Origin of the sequence: Streptomyces sp. AgN23 (assembly GCF_001598115.1) — a bacterium.
Lineage (GTDB): Bacteria > Actinomycetota > Actinomycetes > Streptomycetales > Streptomycetaceae > Streptomyces > Streptomyces antimycoticus.
Map to the genome: position 1 here is coordinate 7,041,465 of NZ_CP007153.1, position 13,354 is coordinate 7,054,818.

Consider the following 13,354-nt stretch of genomic DNA (forward strand, 5'->3'; position numbering starts at 1 on the left):
CCCGGCCGATGCTGCACTCTACCGGCCGGGGAAGGGGTAGGTCAGTGGTCCGCTTCAGTGATCCTCTTCGCCCTTGTGGGCGGCGGGGTCCGCGGCGGTGACGAGTTCGGTCAGCACACCGTGACAGTCCTTGGGATGGAGGAAGGTGATCCGGGAGTCCATCGAGCCACGGCGGGGCTGTTCGTAGAGGACCCGGACGCCCTTGTCGCGGATGGCCTCGGAGTCGGTGTCGACGTCGGCGGTGCCGAAGGCGATGTGGTGGACGCCCTCACCGTTCTTGGCCATCCACTTGCCGACCGCGGAGTCCTCCCGGATCGGCTCGAGAAGCTGCAGGTACGAGGCCCCGCCGTCGGAGGTCTCATTGATCTTGAGCATGGCCTCGCGGACGCCCTGCTCCTCGTTGATCTCGGAGTGGAACACCTCGAAGCCGTACGTGGCACGGTAGAACTCAACAGTCTTGTCGAGGTCGAAGCAGGCGATCCCGATGTGGTCGATTCTCGTCAGCATGGGAACAGTGCACCGCCGCACAGCCGGTTACGCAACGTGCGCGCGATCACACCGATGGGCCGGTGACCGCGCGGGTACTCGTCAGTACATTGACGATAACCCTCGTTAACTCTCTTCTCCTCGTGAAGGGGACGCACCAATGACTCGTACGACCTCTGTGATGGTGGCGGGCGCCCGGACGCCCATGGGACGGCTGCTCGGCGGCCTGCGCTCGCTCGAAGGCGCGGACCTGGGCGGAATCGCGATCAAGGCCGCGCTGGAGCGGGCCGGGGTCGGCGCGGAACAGGTGCAGTACGTGATCATGGGGCAGGTGCTCCAGGCGGGCGCCGGGCAGATTCCGGCCCGGCAGGCGGCGGTCAAGGCCGGCATCCCGATGAGCGTGCCCGCCCTCACGATCAACAAGGTCTGCCTCTCCGGGCTGGACGCCATCGCCCTGGCCGACCAGCTCATTCGCGCGGGGGAGTTCGACATCGTGGTCGCGGGCGGCCAGGAGTCCATGACCAACGCCCCCCATCTGCTGCCCAAGTCCCGTGAGGGCTACAAGTACGGCGCGATCGAGATGCTCGACGCGATGGCGCATGACGGGCTGACCGACGCGTTCGAGTCCATCGCCATGGGCGAGTCCACCGAGAAGCACAACACCCGGCTGGGCATTCAGCGCCCCGAGCAGGACGAGTTCGCCGCCCAGTCCCACCAGCGGGCCGCCGCCGCCCAGAAGAACGGCCTCTTCGACGCCGAGATCACCCCCGTGGAGATCCCGCAGCGCAAGGGCGAGCCGGTGGTCTTCGACAAGGACGAGGGCATCCGCGGCGAGACCACGACCGAGCTGCTGGGCCGGCTGCGGCCCGCGTTCGCCAAGGACGGGACGATCACGGCGGGCACGTCGTCGCAGATCTCGGACGGGGCCGCCGCGGTCGTCGTGATGAGCAAGGCCAAGGCCGAGGAGCTGGGGCTGGAGTGGATCGCCGAGATCGGCGCCCACGGGAATGTGGCGGGACCCGACAACTCCCTCCAGTCGCAGCCGTCCAACGCGATCGCGCACGCCCTGGGCAAGGAGGGGCTGACGGTGGACGATCTCGATCTCATCGAGATCAACGAGGCGTTCGCCGCGGTCGCCGTGCAGTCGATGAAGGATCTAGGTGTTTCCCCCGAAAGGGTGAATGTGAATGGGGGCGCGATTGCGCTTGGCCACCCCATCGGGATGTCCGGTGCGCGGATCGCGCTGCATCTTGCGCTGGAGCTGCGGCGGCGTGGGGGCGGGACCGGGGCGGCGGCGTTGTGCGGTGGGGGCGGGCAGGGGGATGCGTTGATCCTGCGGGTGCCGGCGGGGGAGTAGGCGGTTGCCCCTGGGGCCTGGGTTCGTTCCGGTTCCGGTTCGGGTTGCGGTTCCGGTTCCGGTTGTGGGGCTTGGGCCTCGCGGGGCGTCGGTTTCCGTTGTGATGTAGCGACGAAGCGGTAAGGAGTACGGCACCCATGGCTGATGTGCCCACGCTGGTGGAGCAGGCGCGGCAGGGGCGGCCGCGTGCGGTCGCCCGGCTCATCTCGCTGGTCGAGGGTGCCTCGCCGCAGCTGCGCGAGGTGATGGCCGCGCTCGCTCCGCTGGCCGGGGGCGCGTATGTGGTCGGGGTGACCGGCTCGCCGGGGGTCGGCAAGTCCACCTCGACCTCCGCGCTCGTCTCCGCCTACCGGCGGATCGGCAAGCGGGTGGGCGTCCTCGCCGTTGACCCCTCCTCGCCGTTCTCCGGCGGGGCGCTGCTGGGCGACCGCGTACGGATGTCGGAGCACGCTTCCGACCCCGGGGTCTACATCCGCTCCATGGCCACGCGCGGTCACCTCGGCGGGCTCGCCTGGGCCGCTCCGCAGGCCATCCGGGTGCTGGACGCGGCCGGGTGCGATGTGGTGCTGGTGGAGACGGTGGGCGTCGGGCAGTCCGAGGTCGAGATCGCCGCCCAGGCCGATACCAGTGTGTTGCTGCTCGCGCCGGGGATGGGGGACGGGATCCAGGCGGCCAAGGCCGGGATCCTGGAGATCGGCGATGTGTACGTGGTCAACAAGGCCGACCGGGAGGGGGCCGATGCCACGGCCCGCGAGCTCAACCACATGCTGGGCCTGGGCGAGGGGCGGGCGCCGGGGGACTGGCGGCCGCCGATCGTGAAGACCGTGGCGGCGCGCGGCGAGGGGATCGACGAGGTCGTCGAGGCGCTGGAGAAGCACCGTGCGTGGATGGAGGAGCACGGTGTGCTCGCGGAGCGTCGGATGCGGCGGGCTGCGGGCGAGGTCGAGACGATCGCGGTGACGGCGCTGCGGGAGCGGATCGGCGATCTGCACGGGGATCGGCGGCTGGGGGCGCTCGCGGAGCGGGTCGTGGCCGGTGAGCTGGATCCGTATACGGCGGCGGATGAGCTGGTGGCCGGGGTGACCGAGCAGGGGTGACGGAGCGGGGGTGACGGGTGCGCCCCGGGTGCCCGTGTGATGGCGGGTGGGTTCCGCTGTGTGCGGGTGCGTGGTGGTTGCTGGGGTGTGCCTGCTGTTCGTGGCGGGTGCGGGACCTCGGGGGCGGGCCCTGGACCGTATATGGGCGGCGCCGTTGGCCGGGGGCGTCGGGTTGGTCGGGGATGGGGCGCCACACGTACGCCCCTGGCCAACGGCATGGGGAACCCCGAGCGTCCAGGACCCCACCCCTGCGACCCCGCCCCCTCCCGCCTGGATTCAGCCCCTCCGGCGTTTGAGGAGCGGGGCGCGAGGCGGAGCCCCGGCGGGGTGCGGGGGCGGAGCCTCCTCTTTCGGGAAGGGGCGGGGTGGGGGCCGTCCGCCGGAGGTGCCCACGGTCCGCACTCGGTGTGCGGACCCGCGGTCAGGTGTTGGGCGGGGGTGGGGGTGCGGCCCCGCCCCCTCCCGCCTGGATTCAGCCCCTCCGGCGTTTGGGGAGCGGGGTGCGAGGCGGAGCCCCGGCGGGGTGCGGGGGCGGAGCCTCCTCTTTCGGGAAGGGGCGGGGTGGGGGCCGTCCGCCGGAGGCGCCCACGGTCCGCACTCGGTGTGCGGACCCGCGGCCAGGTGTTGGGCGGGGGTGGGGGTGCGACCCCGCCCCCTCCCGTCTCGTCGGCGGCTGCCGCTAGTCGTCGTCGCCGTCGTCGCCGTCGTCGTCGGACGGGGCCTGGGTGACCTTGCCCGACTGGGCGTTCACGTTCAGGTCACGCTCCTTGTGGTTCTTGACGGTCTCGACCTCCCACACCTGGGTGCGGTCGCCGTCGAACTCCACGGAGGTCACCGTGCCCCTGGACGCGGCCTTCCGGGCCGCCTCGGTGGCCGAGACGTCGGCGTTCCGCAGGGCCTTGGCCTCGGCGGCGTCCTCGGCGTCGGTGTCCCTGTCGATGTGCTGGTTCAGGACCTTGCCGGTCGACGCGTCCAGCGTGACCTCGTGCCACTTGCCGTCCTTGCCGAGGATCTCCGCGTCCCAGGTGGTCCGGGCGCCGTGGTCCCGGTCGAGGGAGCCCAGCGTGCCCGGGACGGCCTTGAGCGCGATCTGGGCGGCTTCGGAGAAGGACGTGCGGGCGGTGGTCCCGGACGCGTTGGTCGCGTGGGTGGTCGGCGCCCCGGTGGTGCTCGCCACGGCGACCGCCGTGCCGCCCGTGAGCAGGGCGGCCGCGGTGACCGATGCGATGACGACGTTGCGCTTCATGAGGGTTCCTCCCCGAGTCGTGTTCGGACGTCAACCACCATCGGGGAGTGATGCTGAAGCTGAGCTGAAGCCACCTGAAGAGATCTTCAGGTGGGCTTTGGGAGGCTGGTCGGTATGCGTTTGCTGATCGTGGAGGACGAGCGGCGGCTGGCCCGGTCGCTGGCCAAGGGGTTGCGGGCCCAGGGATTCGCCGTGGATGTCGTCCACGACGGGCGCGAGGGGCTGCACCGTGCGCGGGAGGGCGACTACGACCTGATCGTTCTCGACATCATGCTGCCGGGGATGAACGGCTACCACGTGTGCGGGGCGCTCCGGGCGGCCGGGAGCGATGTGCCGATCCTGATGCTCACCGCGAAGGACGGCGAGTACGACGAGGCCGAGGGGCTCGATACCGGCGCGGACGACTATCTGACCAAGCCGTTCTCGTATGTGGTGCTGGTGGCCCGGGTGCGGGCGTTGCTGCGGCGGCGGGGGGCCGGGGCCTCGCCGGTGGTGCGGGTCGGGGAGCTGTCGGTGGACCGGGGTGCGCGCCGGGTGGAGCGGGGTGGGGGTGAGATCGCGCTGACCGCCAAGGAGTTCTCCGTACTGGAGCAGCTGGCATCGCGGCCCGGGGACGTGGTCTCCAAGGCCGAGATCCTGGAGCACGTCTGGGACTTCGCGTACGACGGCGACCCCAACATCGTCGAGGTGTACATCAGCGCCCTGCGCCGGAAGCTGGGCGCCGGGTTGATCGAGACCGTGCGGGGAGCGGGGTACCGGCTCCGTGGGTAAGGTCTTCGGTTCCGTACGGGCGCGGGCCGCGCTGGGGGCGACCGTGGTGGTCGCGGTGGCGCTGGTGGCCGCGGGGCTCGCGGTGCTCGGGGTGTTGCGGAGCAATCTGGCGGACCGGGCCGAGGTGGATGCGGGGGCCGCTGCCCGGGCGGTCGCCTCGAAGGTCGCCGGTAGGGTGGCCTATCGGGAGCTGGACCTGGGGGACGAGACCCCCGTGCAGATCGTGGACGAGGACCACCGGGTGCGCGCGGTCAGTGACGATCTCCAGGCCGTGACGGGCACCGGCAGTTCCTCGGTGCGGCCGGTCGCGGCGGCCGGGGAGGACCATGACGACGACGGCGCGGGGGAGGTCTCCTCGACGCCGGAGTACAGCGCCGGTACGGCCCGGATCGACGGCGAGACCGCGGAGTACCGCTGGGCGGCCCTGGAGGTCACCGACGCCCGTGGTGAGGACGTCACGGTCTACGCGGGCGCCCCGCTGGCCACCGAGCAGGGCGCGGTGGGCACCGTGCGGGATGCGATGCTGATCGGGCTGCCGCTGCTGCTGGTGGTCGTGGCCGGGGTGACCTGGCTGGTGACCCGGCGCGCGCTGCGGCCCGTGGAGGGCATCCGGCGGGAGATGGCCGCCATCACGGCGAGTACGGATCTGTCCCGGCGGGTCCCCGTGCCGGGGTCGTACGACGAGGTGGCGCGGCTGGCCCGGACCACCAACGAGACGCTCACGGCGCTTGAGGCGTCGGTCGAGCGGCAGCGGGCCTTCGTGGCGGATGCCTCCCATGAGCTGCGCTCCCCGGTGGCCTCGCTCCGCACCCAGCTCGAGGTGGGTGCCGCCCATCCGGAGCTGCTGGATCTGGACGGCGCGGTGGAGGACGTGGTGCGGCTGCAGCGGCTGGCGGCCGATCTGCTGCTGCTGGCCCGGCTGGACGCGGGGGAGCGGCCCGCCCATGCGCCGGTGGCGCTGGACGCGCTGGTGCGCGAGGAGCTGGCCCAGCGGCTGGGGGACCGGGTGCCGGTGCGTATGGAGGTGGCGCCGGTGGCGGTGCCGGGCTCGCGCGGGCAGTTGGCCCGGGTGCTGGGCAATCTGGTCGACAACGCGCAGCGGCACGCCCGGGGCGGGGTGCGGGTGGCGGTGCGCGAGGAGGGCCGGTGGGCCGTGCTGGAGGTCGCGGACGACGGCCAGGGGGTGCCCGAGGGCGAGCGGGAGCGGATCTTCGAGCGGTTCGTACGGCTCGATGACGCCCGCAGCCGCGACGATGGCGGGGCCGGGCTCGGCCTCGCCATCGCGCGGGACGTGGCGGTCCGCCACGGCGGCACTCTGGCCGTCCGGGCGGCACCGGAGGGCGGTGCCCTGTTCGAGCTGCGGCTGCCTACGGGCTCCTAGACCCGGCCCCGCTGGGCGCGCAGATGCTCGGCGACGGGCACCAGCGATCCGTACAGCGCCTTGAGGTCCTCCGGCGCGAGCAGATCGATGAAGTGGTTGCGCACGGACGCCACATGGTGGGGTGCGACCTTGCGCATGGTTTCCCAGCCGTGCTCGGTCAGCACGGCGTACAGCCCCCGTCGGTCGGACTCGCAGTTCTCGCGGCGGACCAGGCCGGCGTTCTCCATCCGGGTGATCTGGTGGGACAGTCGGCTCTTGGACTGCAGGGTCGCGGAGGCGAGATCGCTCATCCGCATCCGGCGGTCCTCCGACTCCGAGAGGTTGACCAGGATCTCGTAGTCGTTCATGGTCAGGCCGAACGGCTGCAGGTCTTTTTCGAGCTGGTAGGTCAGCAGCCGGCTGACATCCAGGTGGGTGCGCCACGCGCGCTGTTCCTCATCGCTGAGCCAGCGCGTGCCGTTCTCGGTCTCCATGGGATGTATTCTACCTATAGAAGTTGAATTCCGAACCAATGGATGTATCGGGCTAGAGGTCACCTGTTCGACGTTACACTCCGCATGTCCGCGCTCACGAACCGGTACCCCCTGTCTCGCCCACCGATATCTCGGCGACGACTTGCTCCGTGGACTGCAGCAGTACGGTCCCCGCGCCCACGAACTCGAACTGGTGCTCCTCGCCCGACGCGCCCCCGATCCCCGTGCGCGACCTGACGGCCCCGAGGAAGCCGCGCAGATACTGGTGGTCGTAGTGGTGGCACGGCGTCGGGCAGTCCGCCCAGCCCACCAGCGCCTGCGGATCCACCCGGATCGGCGGCTCCATGAAGACCACGGGCCCATTGGACGCGGCCACGAACTTCCCGGTGCCGATGAGGGTGAGAAAGCCCGGGACGATGGACTGCTTCAGGGACAGCGACGGCTGGAAGGCCAGCAGATTGCCGGACCGGATGGAGAGGTTGCCGTCGTCCAGGTCATAGGAGTTGACGTCGAAGGCGCGGTCGGCGAGCACCATCTTTCCCTGACCCTCGGCCACCACCCAGTCCGCCGCGTGCAGCGGGGAGTGGAAGCTGTACGCGATGAGGTGGTCGAGGTGGCCGAGGCCGACGCCATGGAAGTCGATCTGCCCGTAGTAGGCGACCATCTTCCCCTTCTGCAGGAACCACTGGCCGTTCAGGTCCACGCTGAAGGCGTACGGATTGATGTTGTCGTCGACGGGCAGCGTCCAGGCGTCGTGGATGACGGGGCCGTTCACAGCTTCTCCTCCGATGCCTGGACATAGACCATGCCGGTGCCGGACAGCTCCAGTTGGAACGCCTCTCCCGAGCCGCGGCCCACCATTTCGCGCCAGCCGATCGCCGTCGAGAGCTTATTGCGAACATCACCCCGGTGGGCGACATAGGCTTGCGGATCGACATGCACCGGACGTCCCGGGCCGATCGGCAGCTCCAGCACCCCGCCGTGCGCCATGACCGCCGCCGAGCCGTACCCCTCCAGGGTGGTGGTGAACAGCCCCTGTCCGGTGACCTGGCCGCGCACCATGCCCATCACGCCGCCCTGGGATCCCATGAACATCGTGCCCTGGCGCAGCGAGCCGTCGAAGGCCAGCAGCCGGTCCGACTCCACATAGAGGGTGTCGCCGGCCATGTCGATCACCTGGACGTGATGGCCGCCGTGCCCGAACATCACCGTGCCCTGGCCCTCCACGGTCATCAGCGGGGTGTCCTCGTCGGCGATCCGCCGCCCGATCATCCCCCGCACCCCGCGCTGCCCGCCGGTGATGCTGGGGGTGAACCGTACGTCCCCGCGGTACGCGAGCATCGCGCCGCGCTGGCTGAACAGGGTCTGCCCGGGCAGCACCTGGGCCTCGACCATGCGGGAGGTGAGCAAGGTGAACGGCATCATGAGCCCCTTTTGTTCGCCCCGCCGCGCCGGCGGCTACTTGTTACATCAGCGGCTCCGCCGCGGGCACCGTCGCCCGCGCGGCGCGGAGGTGCGGGTTCCGTCACCATCTGCGGCCCGGCGGCCGCGCGTGCTCCCCCAGCTACCGCTGGGAGGTGCCCCCTGCTCACAGCTCACCTCCGATGGTGTTGCGTTCGCTGGGCTGGACGTAGACCAGTCCGTCGCCCTCGAAGCGGATCTGGAAGGACTCCCCGCCGCTCTCGCCTATCAGCGCTCGGAAGTTCACCCCCGCCTGGAAGTGCTGCTTGAGACCGCCGGTGTGGGCGAGGTACGCGCCCGGGTCGACCTGCAGCGGGGTCTGCGGGGTGACGCGCAGCACGATCGCCGTGCCGGCCGAGACGAGCGCGGCCTGGCCGGTGCCCTCGACGGTCGTGGTGAACAGGCCGTTGCCCTGTGCGGAGCCGCGCAGCCCGGTGAAGGAGGCGCCGGTGCGCAGCGCGGAGTCCGTGCACAGCAGATTGCTGGACTCCACGTAGAGCTTCTCGCCGTGCAGCGACACCAGGTTGATCTCGCTCGCCCGGTCGGCGAAGTAGCAGGTGCCGTGCCCCTTCACCTCCATGACCGCCATCTGCTCTCCGGTGAGCCGCCGGGTCACCATCCCGCGCAGCCCCTCCCCGCCGCCGGTCTTCTTCTTGAAGGTCATATCCCCCTCGTAGGCGACCATCGCGCCGTTCTTGGCCTTCACGGAGTCGCCGGTCAGGTCGACCGCGAGCACCCTGCTTCCCTGGAACCGAAACTGAGCCACGGAGCCGACGGTAGCGGGCTCTGACGTCGGCGGACAGGGAGCGCCGGGGGCATGGGGTGCCCCCCGGGCCATGATCGCCCGCGAAGCTGCGACAATGGGCGCAGGCTTGTGCATAGATTCACAAGCCGGTCTGTGTTCGGCCGTACCCCTCTTCACACGAAGGTGCTCTCGTGGACTTCAAGACCGCCACCGCGCTGCGCCGGCTCCGCCTGGTCTCCGCGCCCGAGGCCGTGTCGTTTCTGCTGCTGCTCATCTGCTCGGTGCTCAAGCGCACCTCGGACTTCAACGCGGTGCCGGTGATGGGCATGGTGCACGGCGTGCTCTTCATCCTCTACGTGGTCTTCTGGGCGGACGCCTGGAACCGCGCCAAGTGGAAGTGGCAGACCGCGGCCCTGTACTTCGTCCTCTCCGTCCTGCCCACCGGCGGCTTCTTCGCCGAGCGCAAGCTCAAGCGGGAGACCGAGGCCGGTGTGATCGCGGCCCGCGCCCGTAAGGAGGGCGTGGTCAACGCATGATCGTCGCCTTTTCGGTGACGCCGCTGGGCGTCGGCGAGGATGTGGGGGAATACGTCGCCGACGCGGTGCGGGTGGTCCGTGAGTCGGGGCTGCCGAACCGTACGGACGCGATGTTCACCTCGATCGAGGGCGAGTGGGACGAGGTCATGGACGTCGTCAAGCGCGCCGTCGCCGTGGTGGAGGCGCGGGCGCCCCGGGTCTCGGTGGTCCTCAAGGCCGATATCCGCCCGGGTGTCACGGACGGTCTGACCTCCAAGGTCGAGACGGTCGAGCGTCATCTGTCCGACTGACCATCCGACCGGCTGACCGGGACCGGCTGACCGGGACCGGGGCCGCTCAGCCTCCGCCCACCAGGGCCATGCCCAGCGGTGTGCGCTCGTACAGCACCTGATGGCCCTGGCGCCGTGAGCTGAGCAGTCCGGCGGCGCGCAGCACCGCGAGATGCGCCGAGACCGACGAGGGCGCGAGGCGGAGGCGGGCGGCCAGCGCCGAGGTGGAGGCGGGTTCCTCCAGAGCGGCGAGGACCGCGGCGCGGCCCGCGCCCAGGAGACGTACGAGCGCGTCCCTGCCCTCCGCGTCCGGCTCCCGCCACAGCCCGCCGACGCCGCGCGCCGGATAGATCACCGTGGGCTGCCACGGCGGGGCGAAGCCGCTCACCACATCCGGCCAGACGAAGACGCTGGGCATCAGCAGCACCCCGCGGCCGTCGAGGTCCTGGGTCCGGGCGGGGAGCGCGGAGGTACGGATGGTGAGCGTGCCGTCGGTCCACCGCAGCGCGGGGCGCAGATCGGCGAACAGCCGCTCCAGGCCGCCGTCGGCCAACTGCCGGGAGCGATAGCCGATATCGGCCTCCAGCAGGGCCCGCAGCCGGGGCCAGTCCGGGGCGACCAGGGCCCGCCAGGCCCGTTCGGTCACATCGGCCAGCCGCTGGACCGCCCGCGCCGGATCGGCCAGCATCGCCCGGCCCCGCGGGGACTCGGCGGCCCCCGGGGTGCACGCCAGCGAGAGGACCAGCTCCCGGTGGGCGGCGGCGGGGTCCGTGGACCGCATCCGGGCCAGCTCGTCCTCGAACGGCGCGTACGGCACCTCCGGCGGCGGGCCCAGGAAGTCCGGGGTGTAGCCGCCCCGCCCGGGCATCAGCAGCCACAGCTCCGACAGATCGAGCCCGGTCACCGCCTCCCGCACCCGCCGCAGCCACGGCAGGTGGTAGCCGTGCCGCTCGGTCCGGCGCAGCGTGCGCACCGCCTCATGCGTCTGGCACAGGGGCGAGATCGCGAACCGGCAGCGCAGCAGATCGGCGGCGCCGAAATGCATATGCAGTGGCATGGTCTCGCCCCCCGATCGCGAAGATTCGGCTCTGGCCGAAAGACTAGAGCCCGCCCCGCCCGTACGGGCACGCTTCAGGCATGTCAACGCCCTCCGGGCCCGGTACGACGGACCCTCTCGAGTCGCGCCCCGACGCGCACGCCTCCCGACCCGAGCTCGCGCCCGGTGACGACCAGGGGCCGCCGCGGGGTCCGGGGAGCGTTGGCTATGGCGCGGTGTTCGCGGTCCGGGAGTTCCGGGCCGTCTTCGCCGCGCACCTGGTCTCCATGCTCGGCGAGATGGTCGGCCAGATCGCGCTCTCCGTGCTGGTCTTCCGGCTCACCGGATCGCCGCTGCTCAGTGCCATGACGTTCGCCACCTCGATGCTGCCGTATGCGATCGGCGGCGCCCTGCTGTCCTCCGTCGCCGACCGCTTCCCGGCCCGCCGGGTGCTGGTGGTCTGCGATCTGGTGCACGCCGGATGCGTGGCCGCCATGGTGGTGCCGGGGATGCCGGTGGCCGCGCTGCTGGCGCTGCGCTGTGTGCCCGCCGCGATCTCGCCGGTGTTCAGCGGGACCAGATCGGCGACGCTCGGCGACATCCTCGGCGAGGGCGACGCCTTCGTCCTCGGCCGCTCGGTCATCCGGATCACCGCCCAGACCGCGCAGCTCGCCGGGTTCGGGGTCGGCGGGCTGCTGCTGGCCGCCGTCTCGCCGCGGGCCGCGCTGGTGCTCACGGCGGCGGCGCTCGTCGGCTCGGCGCTGGTGCTCCGCTTCGGCACCCGCCGCCGCCCCGCCCGGCAGGTGGCCGGCGGTGGGGCTCCCCCAGCTACCGCTGGGTGGTGCCCCCTGCTCGGGGACTCGCTGAGCGGGATGCGGCGGCTGTTCGCGGACCGCAGGATCCGGGCGCTGATGCTGCTGTCGTGGGTGCCGCCGATGTTCGTGGTGATGCCGGAGGTCCTGCTGACGCCGTACTCCGATGGGCTGGGACTCGGCTCGGTCGGGCTCGGGCTGCTGATGTGCGGGATGCCGGTCGGCGCGATCGTCGGCGAGGCGCTGGTGGGCTCGCTGCTGGGACCGCGGGCCCGGGCCCGGCTGACGCTGCCGGTCGGCGTCCTGGCGATGCTGCCCGCCCTCGGGTACGCGGTCCGTCCCTCGTTCGGCTGGGCGCTGGCCCTGCAGATGCTGACCGGCTGCGGTATCGCCTACAGCCTCGGCCTCGACCAGTGGTTTCTCGCCGCCGTACCGGACGAGCTGCGCGGCCGGGCGATGACGGTGCTGACGGCAGGGCTGATGACCGCGCAGGGTCTTGGCATGGCGGTCTCCGGCGCGGTCGCCGAGTTCGTGCCCATCCATGTGGTCGCCGCGACGGCGGGTGGCTGCGGGGCGCTGTGCTCGCTGCTGGTGGCGCTGGAGGTGCGGCGCACCGTCCCCGGGCCCGCCCGGCCCGAACTGTGAGATGGGGCTGACCACGATATGACCGGCCGGTAGGGTCGGTGGTGTGCCGAAGCCGCTCAGCCTGTCGTTCGACCCCATCGCCCGTGCCGATGAGCACTGGAAGCAGCGGTGGGGGTCCGTGCCCTCCATGGGCGCGATCACCTCGATCATGCGGGCGCACCAGATTCTGCTCAGTCAGGTCGACGCGGTCGTCAGACCGTACGGACTGACCTTCGCCCGCTATGAGGCGCTGGTGCTGCTCACCTTCTCCAAATCCGGCGAGCTGCCGATGTCCAAGATCGGTGAGCGGCTGATGGTCCACCCGACCTCGGTCACCAATTCGGTGGACCGCCTGGTCAAATCGGGTCTGGTCGACAAGCGGCCGAACCCCAACGACGGCCGCGGCACCCTGGCCTCGATCACCGAGCGGGGCCGTGAGGTGGTCGAATCGGCCACCCGCGATCTGATGGCGATGGAATTCGGGCTCGGGGTCTACGACGCCGAGGACTGCGGCAGGATCTTCGAGATGCTGCGCCCGCTGCGGGTCGCCGCGGAGGACTTCGAGGACGGCTGACCAAGACCCGGGGGCGGCGAAGATCGCCCCGGAACGGGCGGTTACGCTCAGGGCATGAAACGCAGCGTGCTGACCCGCTACCGGGTCATGGCTTACGTCACCGCAGTGATGCTGCTCGTGCTCTGCACCTGCATGGTGTTCAAGTACGGCTTCGACACGGGCGAGGACCTGACGCTCGTGGTCTCCCAGATCCACGGCGTGCTCTACATCATCTACCTGGTCTTCGCCTTCGACCTCGGCTCCAAGGCCAAATGGCCGTTCGGCAAGCTGCTGTGGGTCCTGGTCGCGGGCACCATCCCGACGGCCGCGTTCTTCGTCGAGCGCAAGGTCACCCGCGAGGTGGAGCCGCTGGTCAGCGGCGCCGAGCCCGCGCCCGCGCAGGTCTGACCGGCGGTTTGTAGCCCTTCCGCGCGTCCCTTCCGCGCGTCCCGTCCGGGATCGGACGAGGCGCGCGGCCGGGGAGTGGAGTACCCCCGATCGGCCCAC

General features: G+C 71.2%; 16 protein-coding genes. 9 read left to right on the forward strand and 7 right to left on the reverse strand.

From position 1 onward, the window contains the following. Positions 1 to 54: 54 nt before the first annotated feature. The gene (gene mce, locus AS97_RS30725) at positions 55 to 507 is read right to left on the reverse strand and encodes a methylmalonyl-CoA epimerase (RefSeq protein WP_059147653.1); all 453 of its coding nucleotides are present in this window, start codon (positions 505 to 507) and stop codon (positions 55 to 57) included. Positions 508 to 664: 157 nt separating this feature from the next. Between mce and AS97_RS30730 the strand changes: the two genes are divergently transcribed. Next, positions 665 to 1,843: an acetyl-CoA C-acetyltransferase gene (locus AS97_RS30730; RefSeq protein WP_210567311.1), complete on the forward strand. Its 1,179-nt coding sequence runs from the start codon at positions 665 to 667 to the stop codon at positions 1,841 to 1,843. A 137-nt stretch (positions 1,844 to 1,980) separates the two neighbouring features. After that, entirely contained in the window at positions 1,981 to 2,940 is a 960-nt protein-coding gene (gene meaB / locus AS97_RS30735; RefSeq protein ID WP_059147651.1) for a methylmalonyl Co-A mutase-associated GTPase MeaB, read from the forward strand. A gap of 679 nt (positions 2,941 to 3,619) precedes the next feature. Here meaB and AS97_RS30740 read toward each other — a convergent pair. Continuing rightward, positions 3,620 to 4,186 carry a PepSY domain-containing protein gene (locus tag AS97_RS30740; protein ID WP_210566022.1) on the reverse strand — a complete coding sequence of 189 codons (567 nt, stop codon included), beginning with the start codon at positions 4,184 to 4,186 and terminating at the stop codon, positions 3,620 to 3,622. A gap of 114 nt (positions 4,187 to 4,300) precedes the next feature. Between AS97_RS30740 and AS97_RS30745 the strand changes: the two genes are divergently transcribed. Both AS97_RS30745 and AS97_RS30750 read left to right on the forward strand, forming a co-directional pair. Continuing rightward, the gene (locus AS97_RS30745) at positions 4,301 to 4,957 is read left to right on the forward strand and encodes a response regulator transcription factor (protein WP_210566023.1); all 657 of its coding nucleotides are present in this window, start codon (positions 4,301 to 4,303) and stop codon (positions 4,955 to 4,957) included. After that, positions 4,950 to 6,338 carry a HAMP domain-containing sensor histidine kinase gene (locus AS97_RS30750; RefSeq protein WP_125758634.1) on the forward strand — a complete coding sequence of 463 codons (1,389 nt, stop codon included), beginning with the start codon at positions 4,950 to 4,952 and terminating at the stop codon, positions 6,336 to 6,338. Before AS97_RS30745 ends, AS97_RS30750 begins: the two co-directional genes overlap by 8 nt. Here the strand turns inward: AS97_RS30750 and AS97_RS30755 are convergent. The 4 genes from AS97_RS30755 to AS97_RS30770 all read right to left on the reverse strand — a co-directional run bounded on the left by AS97_RS30755 (position 6,335) and on the right by AS97_RS30770 (position 9,038). Further along, complete coding sequence (locus AS97_RS30755; RefSeq protein ID WP_014054954.1) at positions 6,335 to 6,811, reverse strand: MarR family transcriptional regulator; 477 nt, start codon at positions 6,809 to 6,811, stop codon at positions 6,335 to 6,337. The two genes, AS97_RS30750 and AS97_RS30755, sit on opposite strands and share 4 nt — an antisense overlap. Before the next feature lie 94 nt (positions 6,812 to 6,905). After that, positions 6,906 to 7,586: an AIM24 family protein gene (locus AS97_RS30760; RefSeq protein ID WP_059147647.1), complete on the reverse strand. Its 681-nt coding sequence runs from the start codon at positions 7,584 to 7,586 to the stop codon at positions 6,906 to 6,908. After that, complete coding sequence (locus AS97_RS30765; protein WP_059147801.1) at positions 7,583 to 8,233, reverse strand: AIM24 family protein; 651 nt, start codon at positions 8,231 to 8,233, stop codon at positions 7,583 to 7,585. The genes AS97_RS30760 and AS97_RS30765 overlap by 4 nt, the downstream gene beginning before the upstream one ends. A gap of 166 nt (positions 8,234 to 8,399) precedes the next feature. Next, entirely contained in the window at positions 8,400 to 9,038 is a 639-nt protein-coding gene (locus AS97_RS30770; protein ID WP_079059742.1) for an AIM24 family protein, read from the reverse strand. Between the two features lie 170 nt (positions 9,039 to 9,208). On the opposite strand from AS97_RS30770, the gene AS97_RS30775 reads away from it, so the two are divergent. Together AS97_RS30775 and AS97_RS30780 are read left to right on the forward strand one after the other, a co-directional pair. Next, on the forward strand, positions 9,209 to 9,553 hold the full coding sequence (locus AS97_RS30775; protein ID WP_093464728.1) for a DUF3817 domain-containing protein: 345 nt from the start codon (positions 9,209 to 9,211) through the stop codon (positions 9,551 to 9,553). Further along, on the forward strand, positions 9,550 to 9,843 hold the full coding sequence (locus AS97_RS30780; protein ID WP_020868372.1) for an MTH1187 family thiamine-binding protein: 294 nt from the start codon (positions 9,550 to 9,552) through the stop codon (positions 9,841 to 9,843). The genes AS97_RS30775 and AS97_RS30780 overlap by 4 nt, the downstream gene beginning before the upstream one ends. Positions 9,844 to 9,889: 46 nt before the next feature. Here the strand turns inward: AS97_RS30780 and AS97_RS30785 are convergent, their stop codons facing one another. Continuing rightward, positions 9,890 to 10,879, reverse strand: a complete 990-nt coding sequence (locus AS97_RS30785; RefSeq protein WP_125758635.1) for a DUF5937 family protein — start codon at positions 10,877 to 10,879, stop codon at positions 9,890 to 9,892. A gap of 80 nt (positions 10,880 to 10,959) precedes the next feature. Here AS97_RS30785 and AS97_RS30790 point away from each other — a divergent pair, with 80 nt between their 5' ends. From AS97_RS30790 to AS97_RS30800, 3 genes are read left to right on the forward strand one after another with little or no spacing between them, the layout of a single operon-like run. After that, complete coding sequence (locus AS97_RS30790; RefSeq protein ID WP_125758636.1) at positions 10,960 to 12,315, forward strand: MFS transporter; 1,356 nt, start codon at positions 10,960 to 10,962, stop codon at positions 12,313 to 12,315. A 43-nt stretch (positions 12,316 to 12,358) separates the two neighbouring features. Beyond that, positions 12,359 to 12,868, forward strand: coding sequence for a MarR family transcriptional regulator (locus AS97_RS30795; RefSeq protein ID WP_059147643.1), 510 nt, complete (start codon positions 12,359 to 12,361; stop codon positions 12,866 to 12,868). Between the two features lie 54 nt (positions 12,869 to 12,922). Further along, positions 12,923 to 13,255, forward strand: a complete 333-nt coding sequence (locus AS97_RS30800; protein ID WP_079059741.1) for a DUF3817 domain-containing protein — start codon at positions 12,923 to 12,925, stop codon at positions 13,253 to 13,255. Positions 13,256 to 13,354 lie beyond the last annotated feature (99 nt).

What these genes read in the sequence shown, in the direction of transcription:
- mce (WP_059147653.1), bottom strand. Translation starts at nt 507, where the DNA reads ATGCTGACGAGAATCGACCACATCGGGATCGCCTGCTTCGACCTCGAC.
- meaB (WP_059147651.1), top strand. Translation starts at nt 1,981, where the DNA reads ATGGCTGATGTGCCCACGCTGGTGGAGCAGGCGCGGCAGGGGCGGCCG.
- AS97_RS30740 (WP_210566022.1), bottom strand. Translation starts at nt 4,186, where the DNA reads ATGAAGCGCAACGTCGTCATCGCATCGGTCACCGCGGCCGCCCTGCTC.
- AS97_RS30745 (WP_210566023.1), top strand. Translation starts at nt 4,301, where the DNA reads ATGCGTTTGCTGATCGTGGAGGACGAGCGGCGGCTGGCCCGGTCGCTG.
- AS97_RS30755 (WP_014054954.1), bottom strand. Translation starts at nt 6,811, where the DNA reads ATGGAGACCGAGAACGGCACGCGCTGGCTCAGCGATGAGGAACAGCGC.
- AS97_RS30765 (WP_059147801.1), bottom strand. Translation starts at nt 8,233, where the DNA reads ATGCCGTTCACCTTGCTCACCTCCCGCATGGTCGAGGCCCAGGTGCTG.
- AS97_RS30780 (WP_020868372.1), top strand. Translation starts at nt 9,550, where the DNA reads ATGATCGTCGCCTTTTCGGTGACGCCGCTGGGCGTCGGCGAGGATGTG.
- AS97_RS30785 (WP_125758635.1), bottom strand. Translation starts at nt 10,879, where the DNA reads ATGCCACTGCATATGCATTTCGGCGCCGCCGATCTGCTGCGCTGCCGG.
- AS97_RS30790 (WP_125758636.1), top strand. Translation starts at nt 10,960, where the DNA reads ATGTCAACGCCCTCCGGGCCCGGTACGACGGACCCTCTCGAGTCGCGC.
- AS97_RS30800 (WP_079059741.1), top strand. Translation starts at nt 12,923, where the DNA reads ATGAAACGCAGCGTGCTGACCCGCTACCGGGTCATGGCTTACGTCACC.